Genomic DNA, 21,006 nt, shown 5'->3' on the forward strand with positions numbered 1-21,006 from the left:
ATGTCACTGCGCCGCGATATGCGAAGCAGCGCCCCAGTGGGGGTGAAATGCGGCAGTTTCAGAGGTCAGCGCCGTGATCACTTCTGCCACCACCTGGGCGGCGATCACGGCTGGCCGCTTGTCGCGGCTGCCGCCTGCCCCGATGGGGCAGATCAGGGGTGCGACAGAGACGCCGTCGCAGTGTTTCCGGCACCAGCTTTTGAACTTGGCCCGTTTGGTGGCTGAACCGATCAGCCCGACATAGGCCGCGTCGCGGCGTTGCAGGGCGGCCGAGGCCAGCAGGAAATCCAGCCCGTGATCATGGGTCAGCACGATGAAGGCGCTGCCCTTGGGTGCGGTCTGGATGTCGAATTCGGGGATCGCGCTGATCCGTTTCTCGATGGCGGCTTTGCACAGGGTCAACTCGTCGGCGCGCTGGTCGATCAGGACGGTACGCACCGGCAGATGCTGGAATTGCGCCGCCAGTGCCCGGCCCACATGCCCGGCGCCCAGGATGTAGACCGCCGGCAGGGCGGCGTCATCTTCGCGCGCCGCGGCGATGGCCTTGGCCTTGTCCGAAGCGCTCATCCGCAGCACCGCAACCTCGACCCGGCCGCCGCAGCACTGGCCGATGGCCGGCCCCAGCGGCAGGTCCAGATCGGCGGCCATGTCGCCGCGTGCCAGCAGGGCGCGGGCGGCGTCGATGGCCAGATGCTCCAGCTGGCCGCCGCCGATGGTGCCGAAAAGCCCGTCCTCGCGCACGAACATATCGGTGCCGGTGTCGCGCGGGGAAGACCCCCGCACCCGGCTCAGCCACAGCCGCGCCACCGGGCCGGGCTGGCCCAGGAACATGGCAAGATCGTCGGCACGGGCCATCGGCTCAGACCCCGGCCTTCAGACGGTCCACCGCCATCAGCACCCGTTCCGGCGTCGCCGGGGCATCCAGACGCGGGCAGACCTTGTAGTCGGCCACGCTGGCCACCGCCATCGACAGCGCCTCGAACACCGAGATGCCCAGCATGAAGGGCGGCTCGCCCACGGCCTTGGAACGCTTGATGGTCATCTCGCGGTTCTCGGACCAATCGGCAAGATCGACGTTGAAGACGCGCGGGCGGTCGCTGGCCAGCGGGATCTTGTAGGTCGATGGCGCATGGGTGCGCAGCCGTCCGGCGTCGTCCCACCACAGCTCTTCCGTGGTCAGCCATCCCATTCCCTGAATGAAGGCACCCTCGACCTGCCCTTTGTCCAATATCGGGTTCAGTGAGCGGCCCACATCGTGCAGGATATCGGTGCGTTCAACCCGGTATTCGCCGGTCAGCGTGTCGATCGAAACCTCGGAACAGGCCGCGCCATAGGCGTAGTAATAGAACGGACGGCCCTTGCCGGCGGCCCGATCCCAATGGATCTTGGGTGTCTTGTAGAAGCCCGCCGCCGACAGATGCACGCGCGCCATATAGGCTTGGCGAATGAAGGTGTCGAAGGCCAGGACCTCCTCGCCGATCTTCACGGCGTTGGGCAGGAATTCCACCTGCTCGGGCGCGACCTTGCGGCTTTCGGCGGCAAAGGCCACCAGTCGTTCCTTGATCTGCCGCGCCGCATCCAGCGCGGCCATGCCGTTCAGGTCCGATCCCGACGAGGCCGCCGTGGCCGAGGTGTTGGGCACCTTCTCGGTGGTGGTCTTGGTGATCTTGATGCGTTCGAAATCCACCTGGAAAGCATCGGCGACAACCTGCGCCACCTTGGTGTTCAACCCCTGCCCCATTTCGGTGCCGCCGTGGTTCAGGTGGATCGAGCCGTCGTTGTAGACATGGATCAGCGCGCCCGCCTGATTGTACCAGGTCGCGGTGAAAGAGATGCCGAACTTGACCGGCGTCAGCGCGATGCCCCGACGCATGACCCCGCCCTTGGCGTTCTCGGCAATGATCGCGTCCCGGCGCGCCCGGTAGTCGGCGCTGGCCTCCAGTTCGTCCACCACGCGGCCGATGACATTATCCTCGACCTGCTGGTGATAGGGCGTCAGATCACGGCCCGCCTCGCCGTAGAAATTGGCCTTGCGCACGTCCAGCGGATCCTTGCCCAGCGTGTAGGCGATCTCCTCGATCATCCGCTCGGCGGCGATGACGCCCTGCGGGCCGCCAAAGCCCCGGAAGGCGGTGTTGGACACGGTGTTGGTCTTCTGCGGACGCGAGACCAGCCGCACATGCGGGTAGAAATAGGCGTTGTCGGCATGAAACAGCGCCCGGTCGGTGACCGGCCCGGACAAGTCCGACGAGAAGCCGCAGCGGGCCGCAAAAGTGCCCTCCACGGCCTGAATGATCCCGTCACCGTCAAAAGCCACATCATAGTCGATCACAAAGTCATGGCGCTTGCCGGTGGCGGTCATGTCCTGATCGCGGTCAGGACGGATCTTGACCGGGCGCTTCAGGCGCTTGGCGGCCACGGCGGCCACGGCGCAGAAGATGTTCATCTGGCTTTCCTTGCCACCGAACCCGCCGCCCATGCGGCGCACGTTCACCGTCACCGCGTTCGACGGCACCCCCAGCACATGGGCCACCATGTGCTGTGCCTCGCTGGGGTGCTGGGTCGAGCAATGCACGATCACATCGTCATCCTCGCCCGGAATGGCAAAGGCGATATGGCCTTCCAGGTACATGTGATCCTGACCGCCCACGACCATACGCGCCTGCACCCGGTGCGCGGCTGCCGCCTGACCGGTGGCCACATCGCCGCGTTGCAGGGTCAGCGGATCGGTGACCAAGGGCAGGCCCGCTGCCTGCGCCGCCGGGGCGTCGATGGCATGGGGCAGTTCCACATAGTCGATCTCGGCCAGTTCCGCTGCGCGTCGCGCCGCATCCCGGCTTTCGGCGATGACCGCGAACAGGGGCTGGCCGTGGTATTCCACCAGCTTGGTGGGAAACACCGGCTCGTCATGGCGTCCGGTGGGGCTGATGTCGTTCACGCCGGGAATATCCTCGGCGGTCAGCACATCGACCACGCCGGGCGCGGCGCGAACCGCGCTCAGGTCCATGGTGCGGATGCGCCCGTGCGCCACGGATGAAACGCCGAGATAGGCGTGCAGCGTGCCCCAGGGTTCGGCAATGTCGTCGGTGTATTCGGCCTGTCCGGTGACGTGCTTGGTGGCACTGTCATGGATGCGGTCCTTGCTGACCGCGCCGCTGATGGTGTGCATGTCCTTCATCGTCGTCTCCTTTCAGGCCACGGCCTGGCTGTCGGGCGCTTGCGCCGGATCGCCATGCTCAAGCCAGAACCGCCGCAGCAGGTTTGCCGCCACGAGTTGCCGGTAGTCGGCAGAAGCCCGCCAGTCGGTCAGCGGTGTAAAATCTTCGGCCAGGGCCTTGGCCGCGGCCTCGAAGGCGGCGGCACCAAAGGGCTGGCCGCGCAACGCCGCTTCGGCCTTGGCGGCGCGTTTTGGCGTCGCCGCCATGCCGCCGAAGGCGATGCGGGCCTCGGTCACGATGCCATCCGCCACCTCGACGCTGATCCCGGCCGCGACCGAGGAGATATCCTCGTCCCGGCGTTTCGAGATCTTGTAGGCCGCGTCGATCTGGCCCGGTGCAGGGCGCGGGATCCGCAGGCTGGCGACGAAATCGCCCGGCTCGCGTTCCTGCTTGCCGTAATCGACGAAAAACGCCTCCAGCGGCAGGCTGCGTTGACCGCCAGCCTTTTGCAGGGTCACCTCGGCCCCCAGCGAGATCAGCACCGGCGGGGTGTCTCCGATGGGCGAGCCATTGGCGATATTGCCGCCGATGGTGCCCATGCTGCGCACCTGCCAGCCAGCGATGCGATCCCAGTAGTCACCCATATGCGGGAAGGCTTCGCGGATCGCTGGCTCGGCCTCGTCATAGGTGACGCCGGCGCCAAGGGTCAGATCGGTGTCGGTCAAGGCGATGGTCTTGAGGTCCTCGAGATGCCCGATGAACACCACCGGCGAGATCGGGCGCATGAACTTGGTCACCCACAGCCCCACATCGGTGGCCCCGGCGACGATGGTGGCCTTGGGCGTTTCGGCCAGAACCTGCGCCAGATCATCCAGATCGACGGGCAGGATGGCCCGGTTGTCGGCAGGGCCGACCTCGACCCGGACCTTGGGCTGCATCGCCTCAAGCTGCGCGGTGATCGCAGCCCGTTCGCGGGTCAGGTAGTCGTTGGCCGGGCTGCCGTAGGTATTGACCGCCAGCGCCGCCTTGACGATCGGTTCGTAGCCGGTGCAGCGGCACAGGTTGCCCTGGATCGCGGTTTCCACCTGCGTCCGGGTCGGCTGCGGGCATTGCATCCACAGCGCATACAGCGACATCACGAATCCCGGCGTGCAGAACCCGCACTGGCTGCCGTGAAAATCGACCATCGCCTGCTGCACCGGATGCAGGCGGCCATCGGGGCCCGACAGATGTTCGACGGTGACCACATGGCAGCCGTTCAGCGAGGCCAGAAAGCGGATGCAGGCGTTCACCGGCTCGTACCGCAGGCTGCCCTGATGCAGCCGGCCAACCAGCACGGTGCAGGCCCCGCAATCGCCTTCGGCGCAGCCTTCCTTGGTGCCGGTCAGGCGGCGTTCTATGCGCAGGTAATCCAGCAGCGTCTGCGTCGCGGGCACGTCGCTGGCCGTGATCTCGGTTCCGTTGAGAAGAAAGCGGATATGGGGTTGCGGGTCCATCGGGCCTCCGGTCAGGCTGGGGAAAAGCGGGTGTTCCAACACTACCCTGCGCGACTGCCTCGACAAACGACGTTGTTTGGGAATAACTTTCAACAGAACGTTGAAAATGATGCGGTGCTGGCCGATGGACGGTCATGCGGAAGAAATGGGCGTGTTCTGAATGGCCTATCTGGAAAGTCTGCGGGTCTTCACCCGCGTGGTCGAACTTGGCAGCATCACTTCCGGAGGCCGCGACCTGCGACTGACCCCGGCTGTGGCCAGCAAACGCATCAAGGAGTTGGAGCAGCATCTGGGCGTTCGCCTGTTCAACCGCACCACCCGGTCGCTGACGCCGACCGAAGTTGGCCAGCGATTCTATGAAGAAGCCCGCCGCGTGCTGGAGACGGTGGACCAGGCCGAGGCGGTGGTGGCCGAGTTTTCAACCGCGCCGCGCGGAGTGATCCGCATCACCGCGCCGCTGGGCGTCGGACGGCGCATCATCGCGCCGATGATCCCCGACTTCGTGGACCGCAATCCCGGAATCGAAGTGCGGATGCGCATGTCGGACCGCAAGGTCGATCTGCTGGCCGATGGTCTGGACGTGGCCTTCTTCGTCGGCACCCCGCATGACAGCAGCCTGAAGATGCGCAAGATCGCCGATTGCCCGCGCGTGCTTTGCGCCGCGCCGGCCTATCTTGAGCGGTATGGCGTCCCCGCCGATCCCGAGGATCTGTTGCGCGGCCACAACTGCCTGCTGCTGCGCTATCCGCGGTCGCCCGAATATTACTGGATGCTGAACACGCCCGATGGGCTGCGCAAGTACGAAGTCAGCGGCAAGTTCGATGCCGATGACAGCGATGTGCTGACCGATTGGGCGCTGGCCGGGGCGGGTATCGTCAACAAGCCGCAATTCGACGTGGCCGCACATCTGGCCGCCGGGCGGCTGGTCGAGGTGCTGCCGCACGCCCGCCCCGCGCCCTCGGTCTTCGGCTGCCTGTATCCGCACAAGAAGTTGCAGGATCCCAAAGTGCGGCTTCTGGTGGAATTCGCCGTCGATCACGGGGTGCGAACCATGCAAGGGTTGGTGGCTGCCCCATCTGACGCATAAGCGCCCGGGCAGAAGCCGGGGCGCTTGAGTGTCTCAACGATTGTGCGGTCGCGATCAGGGCGCGCCGTCCGCTGCAAGGCCGCTTGCATCAGCTTTTCCTCGGTGACCTTGCCAGTGCCATTGAAAGCCTTGTTCAGCCCGAAGGCGGTTTGCAAGGCCAGCAGGTTGCCCGAATGGCACCAGCGGTGCGGGCGTCATCGCCATGCCGATCGCGCCCGCTCGCATCGCCAGAACGCTCTGAAGCCCAGGGGCCATCCGTTCGCCTTTCGGCAGTGACTTGTTCACGGCATCGATCGTCGGGTCAGACATCCCAAGGTCACTCCTCGCCAGGTCCGATATCCCCATGGATGGGCAGGTCGGTGTTACCTGTCCGGTTCACGCAGCAGCGGACCGGCCTGCGGCTTCAGCGGTCACTGGCCGCATCTGCGCCGGCCAGGGCGGCGATGGCGCGAAATCCGCGCGGGGTGATGCCGGGCGTGCAATATGGGCGCGGTTTCCCCTGCCCATCCGGATGGGAAAAACTTAATGTCGGTAACTGTTTAGAAACAATAGGTTGCGGCCTTCACCTGCGGCGAAGGGTTGGCCGTAGATCAGCGCGTTGGCGCGCCCGGGAAAGTTCCCCGGTTCCCGCCGGTGTCCGCAACCGGGTCCCGTGCCGGGGGGCCGCTCCTTGCAGGACCGAAGCGTTCAGACAGGTCTCTGCCATCGGCTGCGCCTTATGGCGCAACCGGAGGTCAGAGACGGATGGGGTCGATGGGCTGGCGGGTCGGCCTAGAAGTCGACCTCGATGGCGATGCCTTTTTCGACCGCCAGATCGACCACGGCGGCGGCCACGGCCAGATCCTGAAGGCCGACGCCGGTGCCGTCGAACAGGGTGATCTGGTCGTCCGAGATGCGGCCCGGATTGGTGCCGTTGATGACGGCCCCAAGTTGCGCAACATCGGCCTCGGCGATCAGCCCCTGGGCCACGGCGTGCTGGGCCTCGCCGATGCTGATGGACTGGGCCACCTCATCTGTAAAGACATCGGCCTTGACCAGAAGCTGCGGGTCGACCTCTTGCTTGCCCTTGGTGTCGGTGCCCATGCAGGCCACATGGGTGCCGGGGCTGACCTGGTCGGCGTTCAGGATCGCATCGAAAGAGGAGGTGATCGAGATGATCACATCCGCCGCCCGCATTTCGTCCAGGTCCACCGCCTCGAAGGGCAGACCGGCCTCGGCGGCCACTTCTTCAAGGTTGGACAGCATTTCGGGGTGCAGGTTCCAGCCGATGACCTTTTCGAAGTCGCGCTGTTCCAGCGCGGCGCGCAGCTGGAATTTCGCCTGGTGGCCCGCTCCGATCATGCCGATGACCTTGGCATCTTTCCGCGCCAGGTGCCGGATCGAGACCGAAGAAGCCGCCGCCGTCCGCAGCGCGGTCAACAGGTTGCCGCCGACCATGGCCTTCGCCTTGCCGGTGTCGGGATCGAACAGGAAGACCGTGGACTGGTGATTGATCAGCCCGCGCTTTTCAAGGTTGTTGGGCCAGTAGCCGCCCGCCTTCAGACCCAGCGTCAGCCCGGCCCGGTCAAAGCCGCCTTTGAAACCGTAAAGCGCGTCTTCATGGCCGATGGCCTCGCGCACCACGGGGAAGTTGTAGGCCTTCCCGGATGCCATCGCGGCAAAGACCTTCTCGACCGCCGCAAAGGCCGCGTCGCGGGTCATCAGGTCGGCGATTTCGCGTTCGGGTACGATCAACATGTCATTCTCCAAATTCCGTTCGCGCGCCCGTGTGCCATTGCCGGTGGGAAGGCATACACACGGGCGACTTTCCGGCTCCTCCCGAGCCAGCCCCACCGAAACGAAGGGGCTTCAGTAGGCCTTGCCGCGGGCCGACACCGGCCACAGGGTTTCAACCTTGCCGCCCCGCACGCCCACATACCAGTCGTGGACGTTGGCGGTGGGGTCGCAATGGCCCGGCACCAGCCGCAGCTTGTCGTTGACCTTCAGCGCGCCGTTGGGGTCGGACACCACGCCGTGCTCGTCCGAGCACTTGATGTACTCCACATCGTCGCGGCCATAGATGAACGGCAGCCCGCTATCGACCGACTGCGCCTTGAGGCCCGCATCGACGATGGCCTTGTCGGCCTTGGCATGGCTCATCACGCTGGTCAGGATGAAGAACGCGTTCTTCCATTCGCCCTGGTCAATGCGCTTGCCATCCTTGTCGAGGATGCGGCCATAATCGGCATCCATGAAGGCATAGGAACCGCACTGAAGCTCGTTGTAGACGCCCGAGTTGCTTTCGAAATAGTAGCTGCCGGTGCCGCCGCCCGAGACCAGCTCGCAGTCGATGCCTTCGGCCTTCAGGCCGGCGATACCGTCCTTGACCTGCGCGATGGCGGCGTCGAGCTTGGCCTGGCGGTCCTCGAAGCTGTCCATGTGCTGCATGGCGCCCTGGTAGGCCTGAATGCCCTTGAAGGTCAGGTTGTCAGCGTCACGCACGGCTTTGCCGATTTCGACAACCGCATCGGTGGTGATCACACCGCAGCGGCCCGCGCCGCAGTCGATCTCGATGAAAACACCAAGGTTGACGTCGTGCTTTTTCGCGGCGGCCGACAGGTCGGCAACGTTGGCGACATCGTCAACGCAGACGATGATCTCGCTGCCGTATTTGGGCAGTTGTGCCAGACGCTCGATCTTGGCCGGGTCGCGCACCTGGTTCGACACCAGGATTTCCTTGATGCCGGCCCGGGCGAAAACCTCGGCCTCGGAGACCTTCTGACAGCACACGCCGATGGCGCCGCCCAGTTCCATCTGCAGCTTCAGCACGTCAACCGACTTGTGCATCTTGCCATGGGCGCGGTGGCGCATGCCGTGGGCCTTGGCGTAATCGCCCATTTTCTTGATGTTGTATTCCAGCGCGTCCAGATCGAGGATCAGGCAGGGCGTCTGGATATCGGCTTCGTCCATGCCGGGCAGTGCCGGGACATCGAAACCGACTTCGAGATCGGAGAGATTGACAGGTGCGTTCATTGGAGGTGCTCCCTCATTAAGTCCACGGCAGTTTGTCGAGATCGACGTTGCCGCCGGTGATGATGACGCCGACGCGCTTGCCTTTGAACGCATCGGGGTTTTTCAGGATGGTGGCCAGCGGCACGGCGCTGGAAGGCTCCATGACCACCCGCAGGTGCTTCCACGTCAGTTTCATGGCTGCGATGATCTCGGCGTCCGACGCGGTGTAGATCTCGCTCACATGGTTCGAGACGAAATGCCAGGTCAGATCTTTCAGCGGCACCAGCAGCCCGTCAGCGATGGTCTTGGGCGCGTCGTCGGCAATGATATGTCCAGCCTTGAAGCTGCGATAGGCGTCGTCGGCCTGCTCCGGCTCGGCGGCGATGATCCGGGTTTCGGGGGCCAGCGTCGACAGGGTCAGGCAGGTGCCCGAGATCATGCCGCCACCGCCGATGGGCGCAACCACCATGTCCAGACCGCCGGTCTGTTCGGTAAACTCCTTCGCGCAGGTCCCCTGCCCGGCAATCACGCGCGGATCGTTGTAGGGATGCACGAAGTCGCCACCGGTTTCGGCCTGCACCTGCGCAAAGGTGGCTTCCCGCGACGTGGTCGAGGGCTCGCATTCGGTGATCTTGCCACCATAGCGGCGCACGGTGTCCTTCTTGGCCTGCGGCGCGGTGCGCGGCATGACCACGTTGCAGGGAATGCCCCGGCGCATGGCGGCATAGGACAGGCAGGACGCATGGTTGCCCGAGGAATGTGTCGCCACACCCTTGGCCGCCTGCCCTTCGTCCAGCCCGAAGACCGCGTTGGTGGCCCCGCGCACCTTGAAGGCGCCCGGTTCCTGGAAGTTCTCGCACTTGAAGAACAGTTGCGCGCCGGTCAGTTCGTTCAGGTAGTCCGAGGTGCGGATCGGCGTGCGGCGGATGTGCGGCTTGATCCGCTCATGCGCCGCCAGCATGTCGTCATAGGTGGGGATTTGCATCACCAGATCCTTCATCATGCAGCGCTTTTAAGGGCCGCTGCGGGGTGGCCACGATAGTAGTCCTGCGCCGCCGCAACGCCCGAACCCAACGGGATGCTCAGACCCAGATCGGCCATGCACATCTCGGCGGTGGCGATGCCCGACAGGGTCATGACATCGGTCAGGCTGCCCAAGTGGCCGATGCGGAACACCTTTCCCGCAACCTCGCCCAGACCAACCCCGAAAGCGACACCATAGGTGTTGGCCGCATGGGTGACAATATCGGTGGCATTGAAACTTTCCGGGGTGCGGATGGCGCTGACCGTGTCGGAATAGACCGAGGGATCGCTGGCACACAGCTCCAGCCCCCAGGCAGAGACCGCTGCGCGAACCCCCTCGGCAATCCGGTGATGGCGGGCAAAGACATTGTCCAAACCTTCGCTGAGCAGCATCTGGCAAGAGATGTTCAACCCGTTCAGCAGGCCGACGGCCGGGGTATAGGGATAGGCGTTGTTGGCGTAACCCTTGGCCATGTCGTGCACATCAAAGAAGGTGCGCGGCAGACCGGCGGTCTTGGTGGCCTCCATTGCCTTGGGGCTGAAGCCGACGATGGCCAGACCGGCGGTCAGCATGAAGCCCTTCTGCGAGCCGGCGACGGCCACGTCCACGCCCCATTCGTCGAAGCGGAAATCCATCGAGGCGATCGAGCTGACCCCGTCGACGAACAGCAGCGCCGGGTGGCCGGCTGCGTCCAGGGCACGGCGCACGGCGGCAATGTCGGATTTCACGCCGGTGGCGGTTTCGTTGTGCGTGGCCAGAACGACCTTGATCTCGTGCGCCGTGTCGGCGGTCAGGATCTCTTCATAGCGGTCCGCCGGCAGACCGTCGCCCCAGGGGGTTTCGACGATCTGAACCTCGAGCCCGTGACGCTGGCACATGTCGATCCAGCGATGGCTGAACATGCCGTTGCGCGCCGCCAGAACCTTGTCGCCTGCCGACAGCGTGTTGGTCAGCGCGGTTTCCCAGCCCCCGGTGCCGGTGGAGGGAAAGATGAAGACCTCGGCCGCGTCGCTTTTCAGGATCTTGCGCACGCCTTCGCGGGCCGGGTGCAGGATCTGGCCGAACAGTGGCGAGCGGTGGTCGATTGTGGGCATGTCGCAAGCCTTGCGCAGGCTTTCGGGGATGTTGGTCGGGCCGGGGATGAAGACCGGGTTCTGAAAGCTCATGGATGACTCCTTGCGTCGTTGAGAGCACCATAGGCGGACTGTTCTCACAGGGGAACTTTTTTGAAATGCGTTTTCAGATTGCGTAGAGACTTAAAAAACCATTTGTTGTCATGATCTTACTTTTTTCATATCATGAATTAGGCTTTCACAGCAAACCAGAAGGTTTTTATGGAAACGCAAGACAATGACGGTGGACCGGTGCGCAAGTCGCGGGGGCGGCCGCGCGGATGGGATGACAAGACCGGCCAGAACACCATCAAATCGCTGGATCGCGCGATGGAGGTGTTCGAGTATCTGAGCGAGGCGCAGGGCAAGACGCTGACCGCCATCGCCAGCGAAATGGGGCAATCTCCGGCGACGGTGTACCGCGTTCTGGTCACGCTTCAGGGCCGGGGTCTGGTGGAATTCGATGCCGAGGAACAGCAATGGCACATCGGGCCGCGGGCCTTTGTCATCGGCGCGCGTTTCCTGCGCCGCACCAGCCTGGTGGATCGCGCCCGCCCGATCCTGCGCAAGCTGATGGAAGCCACGGGTGAAACCGCCAATATCGGCATCGCGCAGGAGGGCGCGGTGCTGTTTCTGAGCCAGGTGGAAACCCACGCCAGCATCCGCGCCTTCTTTCCCCCCGGCACCCTGTCGCCGCTGCATGCCTCGGGCATCGGCAAGGCCTTGCTGGCGGGGATGGATGAAGAGCGTTTTCAGCGGGTGTTGGCAATGGGGCCTTTGACGGCCTTTACCGAACAGACCATCACCGACCCGGATGCCCTGCGCCGCGACCTGCAAACGGTGCGCACCCAGGGCTATGCTTTTGACAATGAGGAAAAGAACAGCGGCATGCGCTGTGTCGCGGCGCCGGTCTACGATGTGACCGGAGAGGCGATTGCCGGGATCTCGGTTTCCGGTCCGTCCAATCGGATCAGCGCCCGGCATATCGACCGGCTCAGCCGCCCCGTGATCGAGGCGGCCAAAGACCTGACTGCGGCCATCGGCGGCCTTGTCCCAGAGCCGCCGGAATAAGGGGTGTCAGCGCTGCGGGCGCAGCGGCATCTGGCGGTTCACATCTTTATACAGCAGGTAACGGAACCGCCCCGGCCCGCCCGCATAGCAAGCCTGCGGGCAAAAAGCGCGCAACCACATGAAATCGCCGGCCTCGACCTCGACCCAGTCGTTGTTCAGCCGGTAGACCGCCTTGCCTTCCAGCACGTACAGCCCGTGCTCCATCACATGGGTTTCCAGGAAGGGGATAACCCCGCCAGGCTGGAAGGTCACCACCGTGACATGCATATCGTGGCGCAGGTCGGTGGGATCGACAAAGCGCGTGGTGGCCCATTTGCCGTCGGTGTCGGGCATTTCGGTCGGGGCGATATCGTTTTCGTTCAGGATCAGGAAATCCGGTTGGTCCAGACCCTCGACCGCCTGATAGGCCTTGCGCACCCAGTGAAAGCGCAAGGTCTCGGGCCCTGCGTTGCGCAGGGTCCAGGTGCTGGACGGCGGCAGATAGGCATAGCCGCCCGGCGTCATCTCATGCGCCGTGCCGTCAAATGTCAGGGTGGCCGTGCCTTCGACGATGAACAGCACCCCTTCGGCTTCGGGATCGGTCTCGGGCCGGTCTGACCCGCCACCCGGCGCCACTTCCATGATGTATTGCGAGAAGGTCTCGGCAAACCCCGACAGCGGCCGGGCGATCACCCAAAGGCGGGTATCGTCCCAGAACGGCAGAAAGCTGGTCACGATATCGCGCATGGTGCCCTTGGGCAGCACCGCGTAGGCGTCGGTGAAGACCGCACGATCGGTAAGCAGTTGATCCTGGCCCGGATGGCCTCCGTGCGGAGCGAAATAGGTGGCGGTCATGGCAGGCTCCTGAATACGTCGACGTTGGGATAGTCCTAGGACGCCAGGCCCCGCCCCCGCCACCCGGAAAGCACCGTCATCTCTTTTAGGTTATTTTTGATAATCAGTCTGCACTTGCCAATCTGCATGGAAAAGCGGTCCGGTGCGGATACACTGTCGCTGACATTGACCTTCATCAAAGTGGGCGGTGTCGCGGCTGGATAAGGTTAACAAATCCTTTCAACAAATATCCGCTCTCGAATGTTTCCCAAGAGTAAACTCTGGGAGAAGCTGGGTCCGTTCCACTTTGGGACCGATGCGCCCTGACGGCGGGATGGCAAACGTTGGGAGGGCGCCGGGTTTTTGGTCGAAACCCCGGCCGCGACCGGAGCGAGTCACCGGCCCCTATTCAGTTCTGGATATCCGACAGTGTTTTCCAGAATGCAAAGATCGGCTCTACTCTATTATTTGTATGCAAATGTATGCAGTTCTGGGAAAGCAAGACCAATTTTCAAACATGACGCGGCACCTGCTTCTCATATCCGCCATTGGATTGCCGCAGGACACGCGTTTCATATCCTGTGCATCTTGATTTTTTGTTTCGGCAATAATCAGCCGATACAGGGAGCAGTATTGCAGGCCGCGAACTGTCGCGTTCCGGGAACGGCTCAGCCGATCCACGACAACGGTGCCCGACTCACGTCTTTCAACGCAATGATTCGCCGACTTGTGCTGTGCAACACGGGGGCTTCCGACGGTATTTTCCGTGCTTGATTCGGGAAATCCGGCGGCGGATGACGCCCCAGAGAAGGAATTTCCGGCGTTGGCGCCCCGCGCCAAGCCCGAGCGAGCCAATTTTTCCAAAAAGGTGACTCGCCGCTTCGGCAGACAGATTCTGCGATTGAAAACCGTCGCTTCCTGCCTCGAAATGTTCAGTCCGAATGAGGTTTTCACCGAGGATTTCTGCGGTTTCTGCAATTGGACAGGCCTCTCTTGCCGAAATTGACTTGCAGGTAATGAACGTACGTTACCTGTTGCAATTGATGCTGAAATCAGGATTTCAACATGTGGCTTGCGTGGTAATTTCATGGAATTGACACCCGGCAGTCGATCCCGGTGCGATGCAGATTTCAGGGCTGACTGTCCCGAAATGCCCGTCCCGCGAGGTCGCGGACAGCAAGTTCCCCGAAACGCAATCACCCTGCGCGTCAATGTGGCTAACCCTAGGTCATTTGGGCGGATTTCAGCCTAAATCCTCGCGCTCGGGTTGCGTCAAGGGAAACTACACGCATAGGTTGCAATACAACGACAGCGTGCATTCTGCGGAACAGCGTTTCGCAGGTGCTGGTACAGAAATGATCAAGTGGAAGAGGTAGTAATGTCAAGTTACGGGCTGCAGAGTTCTTTTTCGACATACATTGATGGTCAACGCTCTTACAGAACAGTCGCGCGAGATGTAGCTGTAGACAGTGCCGGGAACATATATGTGACGGGCGGCACATCCTCTCCGAACGGCGTCGCGATCACATCGGGGCTGGATTACAAGACCAATCAGGGCGCGGCCAGTGCGGGCCGGGCAGACGAAATGGATGTCGTCGTCCAGAAGTACGCCCCGGACGGAACTTTGCTGTGGTCCGGACGCATCGGCGGCAAGGGCTATGACCGCGCCTATGCGCTGGAGGTCTCGGACGACGGCTATGTGTATATTGCCGGACGGGCCGGCGACGGGCTGTTGACGACCGCTGGCGCCTACCAGGGCAACTTCGGCGGCGACACGGTTCCCAACAACCTGTACGGCGAACAGGATGGCTTTGTGACCAAGCTGGACGCCGACACGGGTGCGATGGAATGGACAACCTATCTGGGCGGCAGTGACGCCGGGTTCATTCGCGACATCGATGTGGATGATCAGGGTGTGGTTCACGTCGGCTATACCAATGCAGAAAGCACGATGTCCGACACCCTGCTGACTCCGGACGCGATGACCCGCACGCCAGGCAGCAACATGTACCTGCAACTGTCGTCCGACGGCCAATCGCTGCTCTATGGTACCCATATCGGCGGCAGGGGGCACGGCGTTCCCTCGGTTCGTGTTGATGACGTGGGCGATATCAACATCTCGTTCAGTGCCAGCAACAACGGCAATCTGACCACAACCGCCGGCGCCCTGCAAAGCCACGCCTTGGGTGACGACGATATCTATCTGGCGAAATTCGACGGGCAAACCAACGGCCGCACCCTGAAATCCGCGACCTTCTTCGGTGGTTCGGATCGCGAAGGGTCGGAAACGCACCAACTGGCCGTGAACAGCCAGGGGGACTTCTACGCCCTCTCGTTCACCTCCAGCGTCGATATCACGACAAGCGCGACTGCCTACCAATCCAGCCTGAACGGCCCCAGCGACGCCATGATCACGTATATCTCGGCGGATGGGACCACCCTGCTGGGCGCCACCTACTTTGGTGGTTCGGGCGGTGAAGGTGCCGAAGGCATCGTCGTGACTGACCAGGCGGTCTATATAACCGGCTCCACCAATTCTGCCGATCTTCCGGTCACGGACTACACCACCTTCGGTGGCTACGGCGGCGGGCAGGATGGCTTTCTTGCGGTGTTCAGCCTGGATCTTTCGACCCTGCTCTATGCGACCTATATCGGTGGCTCGCGCGACGATGCGGCCCGTGCCATCGAAGTGGCAGACAACGGCGATGTGATCATCGGCGGTCAGACCATGTCGAACGATTTTGATCTTCTGAATGCCAACGACGGCAACAAGGCCGGAAGCCGTGCAGGCTTTGTCACCAAGCTGAACGAAGTCGATACCTCTGTGGGCGGCGGCGGCGGTTCGGGTGGCAATGGCGGTGGCGGTGGAACCGGTGGCGGGACCGGCGGCGGAGGAACCGGTGGTGGCACAGGTGGCGGCACCGGCGGCACCGGTACCGGCAACCTGACCGTCTCCGGCGGCGACAAGAGTGACTTTCTGGACTACTCTGGCAGCACCCAGAATCTCTTCATCCAGGCCGGGAACGGCAACGACACCGTCATCGGTGGTGACTTTGACGATATTATCTACGGCGAGGGCGGCAGCGACGATCTGAATGGCGGCGCCGGCGATGACAAGATGTACGGCCAGAACGGCCACGACACGATGCTTGGGGGTGACGGCAACGACATCCTGATCGGCGCCAAGGGCAAGGACACGCTGGTTGGTGGCAACGGCAACGACATTCTGGATGGCGGAACCCTGGAGGATGCGCTGACCGGCGGCGCTGGCGCGGACACCTTCGTGTTCGCGATTGTCGAGGATCGCTATTGCGACAGCGTCACCGACTTCAACATCGCGCAAGGCGACGCGCTGAACCTGACCATGATCTTCGCAGGACAGGACATGTCTGCCGGGATCGACAATTTCATCCAGTTGCAGGTGACCGGTGCCGACACGCTTGTACTGGTCGATCAGGATGGCCAGGGCGGTGACTTCGTCGATATCGCCGAACTGGAAGGCATCGCGCTGCATCAACTGGCTTCGACCTATGTTGCCACCGGTCTGATTTCGGTGGATGTCGATCTGAACCTCTGAGGTCGCGTAACAGAAGATCGTCAGCGGCGCTGCGGGTTTCCGTGGCGCCGCTGCTGTTTCACGGCACGGGATCCGGTGTCAAGGCTGCCACCAAACAGGCTGCAGCGTGCAAGGCCATGCGCCGGATTCACTCTCTTCTGACTGGATCAAGCAGGGCGCTCTCGATTGGGTGTCGCCAGATGCATCTACCTCCTTGCCGTGTCCGGGAGTCGGCGCACCGGCCTTTCGTCCTCCTGCCCCGCCCACCGTAGCCCACTGGAATCCGCCGCGTGCAATTCCTCCGCCTGCCTGTCGGGCGCGGCGCCGCCATTGGGGACATTGATCCCGCAGAAGTGGCACACGCACAATTTGCATTGTTCCGCGTGGCCGACGAAACCTGCTTCAGCAGGCAGAGGCGTCGTTGCCCATGATACTCAGACCGGACCGGCTGAGGATCTCGATCATGACGGGATGGGGCGTCTTGACGAACATGCCATGCATCTTCTGTCCGGCGACAAGCCGGGCCGTGAATTCCGAATTGACGGTCATCGCCGCCGTCCGAAGCGGGGATCGGCGTGGCAAGGTCACGGCCTGTTCGGTGGCGCTTCCATGATTGCCTCGACGAAGTTGCGGGCCACGTCTCGGACAGATCGGAACGGGCAACGACGGCGATCTAGAAGCCCGATGTGATGTAGGGGCACAGGTGTCTCCTGCAAGGTGAAATGCCTGACACGTCGGATGACCGCCGTGGGCCAAGATGAAGCGGGCCGTACCTGTTCCATCCACATGCGCAATTTTTCGGAAGTCACGAATGAAAAATTGCGGGCTATTTCACCCGCTTTCACGCAGGATCAGCTCACCGCGCACCATGCGCACGCTGCCCTGCGCATCGGGATCCAGAACCGTTTCCTCGATCAGATCCAGCGTATTGCGCACCATCTGGTTGGTCTTCTGCCGCACGGTGGTCAGCTTGTAGGACGCCCATGCTGCCATCGGAACGTCGTCAAAGCCGATGATGGCCACATCCCGACCGGGGACGAGGCCCGCCTCTTTCGCCGAGTCGATGGCGGCAATGGCGGTGATGTCATTGGCGCAGAACACCCCGTCGGGGCGCTTGGGGTCGCGAAACAGAAGATCGGCAAAAGTGCGCGACACGCCATAGTCGTATTGCCCTGCGCCTTCATAGGCCACCTTCATGCCGCGATCGTTCAGCGCGTCGCGAAACCCGCGCCGGCGCTCTAGATGGGTCGAGGTGTCGCGAATGCCGCCGATGAAGGCGATGGTCTGACATCCCCTGTTGGCAAGGTGTTCGGCCACCATGCGGCCGCCGTTGTAGTTGTCGGTGCAGACAGCGCTGATCGTCGCGTCGGCCTGAACCCGATTGAACAGCACCACTGGAATGCCGCGCAGCTTGCATTCGCGCGCCAGTCGTGACGACAGGTTGGCCGAAGTCACCACCACGGCATCGGTGCGCGTGCGGAACACCTGCGGCAAGACACTGTCGACCGTTTGGCCCGGTGGAACGGAATGCACCGCCATGTCGCGGCCCTGCTTCGAGATTTCCGTGGCAAACCGATCCAGGATGGCCGGATAGAACGGGTTGGTGATGTCGCCGACGACCAGGGACAGGGCGCGGATCCGGCGCGGGCCGGACCGGCGGAGCTGCGGCGGCGCATAGCCCATCTCGCGGGAGGTTTCCAGGATCCGACTGCGAACATCGGGCGCGACAGAGGATTCCGGGCGAAAGGCCCGCGACACGGCAGCGGTCGATGTGTTGCAACGCCGGGCGACATCTTTGGCTGTAATTTTCATGATTTCAGACCAGAAATTACACGATTTGTTCTGGCCTAGCCCACCTGCTGAAACTAATCAACGGGGCTGTCTTGTGGTCCTGCTGCGCCAGGTCCGGCGTGAAACAAACAAAAAACGCCACCGGAGAGCTCTCCGATGGCGTTGGTTTCGTATTCCGTCTGGCCCGCACGCCGCCGACACTTGGCGCGCTGCCGGAAGGCTAGGCCGAGCCCGTGTCGAGGCGCACCACCTGACCGCTTTGCCAGGACAGAGTCGCGGCATCGGCAAGGATTTGTGCTTTCAACCCATCGTGAATCGATGGCTGCGGCGGCTGCCCTGCGCGGACACTGTCCACGAAGACGGCCATTTCGGCGGCATAGGCGGCCCGATACCGCTGCAGGAAGAAATCCTCGACCGGGGATTTGCAGAACCCGCTTTCGTCTGCACGCTCCAGCGTGGTCTTGTGAACGTTCCCGGCGCGCAGCATCCCCTTTGAGCCGTGCACCTCGATCCGCTGGTCGTAACCATAGGTGGCTCGACGGGAGTTCGAAATCTGGCAGATCTTGCCGCTGGCCGTAATCAGGTTGACCGCCGCCGTGTCCACATCGCCAAGGGTGGCGACCTCGGGGTCGACCAGGGCCGCGCCGATGGCGTGGATGCTGACCGGCTCCTCTCCCAACAGGAAGCGGGCCATGTCCAGATCGTGGATCATCATGTCCCGGAACAGGCCGCCCGAACTGCGCACATAGGCGTGCGGCGGCGGCGAGGGATCGCGCGACAGGATGGTGACGATCTCGACATTCCCCAGACCACCGTCACGAAGCGTCTGCTGCAAGTCCCGGAAATTCGGATCGAACCGCCGATTGAAGCCGGTCATGAAGGGCACGCCTGCGGCCTCGACTGCGCGGATGCAGTCTCGGATGCGGTCGGCGGACATGTCGATCGGCTTTTCACAGAAGATTGCCTTGCCGTGTGCGGCCAGCCCGTGGATCAGATCATAGTGGGTGTCGGTCGGCGTGCCGATTACCACCGCGTCGATATCGTCCGAGGCCACCAGCGCATCGATGCTGCGCACCTCGGCCCCGGTGCGGGCGGCCAGCGTCTGTGCCGGGGCATCGAAGGCATCGGCCACGGCCACCAGCGTCACCTCGCGCAGCAGGGCAATGCTGTCGACGTGCACCCCGCCGATGCGTCCGCATCCAAGAAGTCCTATCCGCATCTGATGTTACCTTGTTTTGGGGCCGCCGAAGCCGCGCAAGACCTCGCGCGCGGCGGCAACCAGGGGCTCGTGGGTTTCTTGCAGGATCTGCACACGGTCGAACCGCTCAGGGTCGTGATTGACCGCGTCCCGCAGCGCCTGACCAAACACCATGCGCAGTTCGGTGCCGATGTTGAACTTGCAGATGGCCGAGGTCGTGGCCAAATTCAGCCGTTGGGCATGGGGCACGCCCGATCCGCCATGAATGACCAGCGGCACCTCGGTCACGGCCTCGATGGCCCGGATGCGCGCTTCGTCCAGACCGCCGTCACGCTCGGTCTGCAAATGCACATTGCCGACCGAAATCGCCATCGCGTCCACCCCGGTTTCGCGGGCAAAGCGCGCGGCTTCCTCGGGGTCGGTCCCGGCGGAATTCTCGCCGCCGGAATAGCCGACGAAGCCGATCTCGCCCTCGCAGGAAATGTCTGCGCCATGGGCCAGTTCGGCCACTGCGGCGGTTTCGGCGATGTTCTGTTCCAGCGGCTTGCGCGACCCGTCAAACATCAGCGAGGTGAAGCCGCTGTCCAGCGCAAGCCGGCACTCTTCCATGGTGTAGCCGTGATCCAGATGGGCCACCACCGGCACCGAGGCTCCCTCGGCCAGATGCCGGAACATCTTGCCCAGAATGGGCAGCGGTGTGTGCGCGCGGCAGCTGGGGCCAGCCTGAAGGATCACCGGCGTGCCTTCGGCTTCGGCGGCGGCCACAAAGGCGCGCATGTCCTCCCACCCCAGCGTGACCAGACCGGCCACAGCATACCCTTGTTTCAAAGCGGGTTGCAGGACCTCTGCAAGAGTTGCCAATGTCATTTGAACTTCGCCACCATGTCCTTGATCCCGGGGATCGTTTCCACCTGATTGGCATGGGTGGGCTGGAAGAACTGCACCAGGGACCGCTGGCTCAGCCCGCCGAGGATGGTGAAATAATACATCTCGTATCCCGGCAGGGCGCAGCACGGGTGATAGCCATTGTCGATCAGGATCGTGGAGCCATCGACGATGTGATAGGCATCGCCGGGTTCATTGTCGACACGTTGCAGCATCTGCAGGCCCGAGCCGTGATTGGGCCGGAACCGGAAATTGTAGGTTTCGTCGTGGCGTGTTTCATCGGGCAGACGATCGGTGTCGTGCTTGTGCGAGGGGAACCCCGACCAGCCTCCCTGCCCCACGGTGTACAGCTCGGACACCAGCAGGCGGCCGACCTTGTCATGTTGCTTCTGGCCGAGGATGTGCTTGATCTTGCGATGGGTCTTGGTGTCGTCAGAGCCGTATTGCACGAAGTCGATACCATCGGCGCGCACGTCGAAAGGCTCCAGCACCGTGTCGTATCTTGCCCCGGCGACGAAAACCTCGGCACTGTCGGACTGGCACACCATGCGGGCCTTTGCGCCCGAAGGCACATAGACGCCCTCGGGCTCGCCGTCCCAGACATCGATGCCCCGGCTGCCAAGGGCAGCGAAGCCTACGCCTTCCACATCCACATCGACGGTGCCGGTGGCGGGCACGATGCAGGTTTCATACCCCGGCACCTGGTATTCGAAGGCCTCGCCGGATTTCAGTTTGACGATGTTGAAGTAGTTCAGCGGAACCCGCGGATCATCGGCATCGACGATCGGAGCGTTGGCGTTGTCAAAGGGGGGAATATGCATGGC

At 63.1% G+C, this 21,006-nt stretch carries 18 protein-coding genes; 3 read left to right on the forward strand and 15 right to left on the reverse strand.

The annotated features are described in order from the left end of the window. Positions 1–3: 3 nt before the first annotated feature. Genes xdhC through xdhA form a run of 3 tightly spaced genes read right to left on the reverse strand, consistent with a single transcriptional unit; the run spans position 4 to position 4,654 of the window. The gene (xdhC, locus tag H8B03_RS14960) at positions 4–855 is read right to left on the reverse strand and encodes a xanthine dehydrogenase accessory protein XdhC (RefSeq protein WP_193142689.1); all 852 of its coding nucleotides are present in this window, start codon (positions 853–855) and stop codon (positions 4–6) included. Between the two features lie 4 nt (positions 856–859). After that, positions 860–3,178: a xanthine dehydrogenase molybdopterin binding subunit gene (xdhB, locus tag H8B03_RS14965; RefSeq protein WP_193142690.1), complete on the reverse strand. Its 2,319-nt coding sequence runs from the start codon at positions 3,176–3,178 to the stop codon at positions 860–862. Between the two features lie 12 nt (positions 3,179–3,190). Then, positions 3,191–4,654 (reverse strand): xanthine dehydrogenase small subunit, encoded by a 1,464-nt coding sequence (gene xdhA, locus H8B03_RS14970; protein WP_193142691.1) that lies wholly within the window; start codon positions 4,652–4,654, stop codon positions 3,191–3,193. Positions 4,655–4,814: 160 nt separating this feature from the next. On the opposite strand from xdhA, the gene H8B03_RS14975 reads away from it, so the two are divergent. Next, positions 4,815–5,741, forward strand: coding sequence for a LysR family transcriptional regulator (locus H8B03_RS14975; RefSeq protein WP_193142692.1), 927 nt, complete (start codon positions 4,815–4,817; stop codon positions 5,739–5,741). A gap of 54 nt (positions 5,742–5,795) precedes the next feature. Here H8B03_RS14975 and H8B03_RS14980 read toward each other — a convergent pair whose 3' ends face one another. The 5 genes from H8B03_RS14980 to bhcA all read right to left on the reverse strand — a co-directional run bounded on the left by H8B03_RS14980 (position 5,796) and on the right by bhcA (position 10,922). Next, positions 5,796–6,050, reverse strand: a complete 255-nt coding sequence (locus tag H8B03_RS14980; protein WP_193142693.1) for a hypothetical protein — start codon at positions 6,048–6,050, stop codon at positions 5,796–5,798. A 462-nt stretch (positions 6,051–6,512) separates the two neighbouring features. After that, entirely contained in the window at positions 6,513–7,478 is a 966-nt protein-coding gene (gene bhcD / locus H8B03_RS14985; protein ID WP_193142694.1) for an iminosuccinate reductase BhcD, read from the reverse strand. A gap of 111 nt (positions 7,479–7,589) precedes the next feature. Continuing rightward, on the reverse strand, positions 7,590–8,753 hold the full coding sequence (gene bhcC / locus H8B03_RS14990) for a 3-hydroxy-D-aspartate aldolase BhcC (protein ID WP_193142695.1): 1,164 nt from the start codon (positions 8,751–8,753) through the stop codon (positions 7,590–7,592). Positions 8,754–8,769: 16 nt separating this feature from the next. Next, positions 8,770–9,732 (reverse strand): beta-hydroxyaspartate dehydratase BhcB, encoded by a 963-nt coding sequence (gene bhcB, locus H8B03_RS14995; protein WP_193142874.1) that lies wholly within the window; start codon positions 9,730–9,732, stop codon positions 8,770–8,772. Continuing rightward, a complete protein-coding gene (gene bhcA, locus H8B03_RS15000; protein WP_193142696.1) occupies positions 9,732–10,922 on the reverse strand; it encodes an L-aspartate--glyoxylate aminotransferase BhcA in 1,191 nt (396 codons plus the stop codon). The genes bhcB and bhcA overlap by 1 nt, the downstream gene beginning before the upstream one ends. Positions 10,923–11,090: 168 nt before the next feature. Here bhcA and bhcR point away from each other — a divergent pair, with 168 nt between their 5' ends. Beyond that, positions 11,091–11,939 carry an HTH-type transcriptional regulator BhcR gene (gene bhcR, locus H8B03_RS15005; RefSeq protein WP_193142697.1) on the forward strand — a complete coding sequence of 283 codons (849 nt, stop codon included), beginning with the start codon at positions 11,091–11,093 and terminating at the stop codon, positions 11,937–11,939. Positions 11,940–11,945: 6 nt separating this feature from the next. Here the strand turns inward: bhcR and H8B03_RS15010 are convergent, their stop codons facing one another. Both H8B03_RS15010 and H8B03_RS15015 read right to left on the reverse strand, forming a co-directional pair. Then, entirely contained in the window at positions 11,946–12,773 is an 828-nt protein-coding gene (locus tag H8B03_RS15010) for a bifunctional allantoicase/(S)-ureidoglycine aminohydrolase (RefSeq protein WP_193142698.1), read from the reverse strand. A 435-nt stretch (positions 12,774–13,208) separates the two neighbouring features. Beyond that, on the reverse strand, positions 13,209–13,841 hold the full coding sequence (locus tag H8B03_RS15015) for a hypothetical protein (protein WP_193142699.1): 633 nt from the start codon (positions 13,839–13,841) through the stop codon (positions 13,209–13,211). 289 nt (positions 13,842–14,130) lie between these two features. On the opposite strand from H8B03_RS15015, the gene H8B03_RS15020 reads away from it, so the two are divergent. Further along, complete coding sequence (locus H8B03_RS15020) at positions 14,131–16,329, forward strand: SBBP repeat-containing protein (RefSeq protein WP_193142700.1); 2,199 nt, start codon at positions 14,131–14,133, stop codon at positions 16,327–16,329. Between the two features lie 381 nt (positions 16,330–16,710). On the opposite strand, the gene H8B03_RS15025 is transcribed toward H8B03_RS15020, so the two are convergent. From H8B03_RS15025 to H8B03_RS15045, 5 genes are all read right to left on the reverse strand, one after another. Next, entirely contained in the window at positions 16,711–16,857 is a 147-nt protein-coding gene (locus H8B03_RS15025) for a hypothetical protein (RefSeq protein WP_193142701.1), read from the reverse strand. A gap of 282 nt (positions 16,858–17,139) precedes the next feature. Further along, positions 17,140–18,120 (reverse strand): substrate-binding domain-containing protein, encoded by a 981-nt coding sequence (locus tag H8B03_RS15030; RefSeq protein ID WP_193142702.1) that lies wholly within the window; start codon positions 18,118–18,120, stop codon positions 17,140–17,142. A 199-nt stretch (positions 18,121–18,319) separates the two neighbouring features. Further along, positions 18,320–19,318: an inositol 2-dehydrogenase gene (gene iolG / locus H8B03_RS15035; protein ID WP_193142703.1), complete on the reverse strand. Its 999-nt coding sequence runs from the start codon at positions 19,316–19,318 to the stop codon at positions 18,320–18,322. A gap of 6 nt (positions 19,319–19,324) precedes the next feature. Continuing rightward, positions 19,325–20,164: a class II fructose-bisphosphate aldolase gene (locus H8B03_RS15040; protein ID WP_193142704.1), complete on the reverse strand. Its 840-nt coding sequence runs from the start codon at positions 20,162–20,164 to the stop codon at positions 19,325–19,327. Continuing rightward, the gene (locus H8B03_RS15045; RefSeq protein WP_193142705.1) at positions 20,161–21,003 is read right to left on the reverse strand and encodes a 5-deoxy-glucuronate isomerase; all 843 of its coding nucleotides are present in this window, start codon (positions 21,001–21,003) and stop codon (positions 20,161–20,163) included. Before H8B03_RS15045 ends, H8B03_RS15040 begins: the two co-directional genes overlap by 4 nt. Positions 21,004–21,006: the final 3 nt, after the last annotated feature.

It is taken from the genome of Meridianimarinicoccus sp. MJW13, assembly GCF_014901205.1.
Lineage (GTDB): Bacteria > Pseudomonadota > Alphaproteobacteria > Rhodobacterales > Rhodobacteraceae > Meridianimarinicoccus.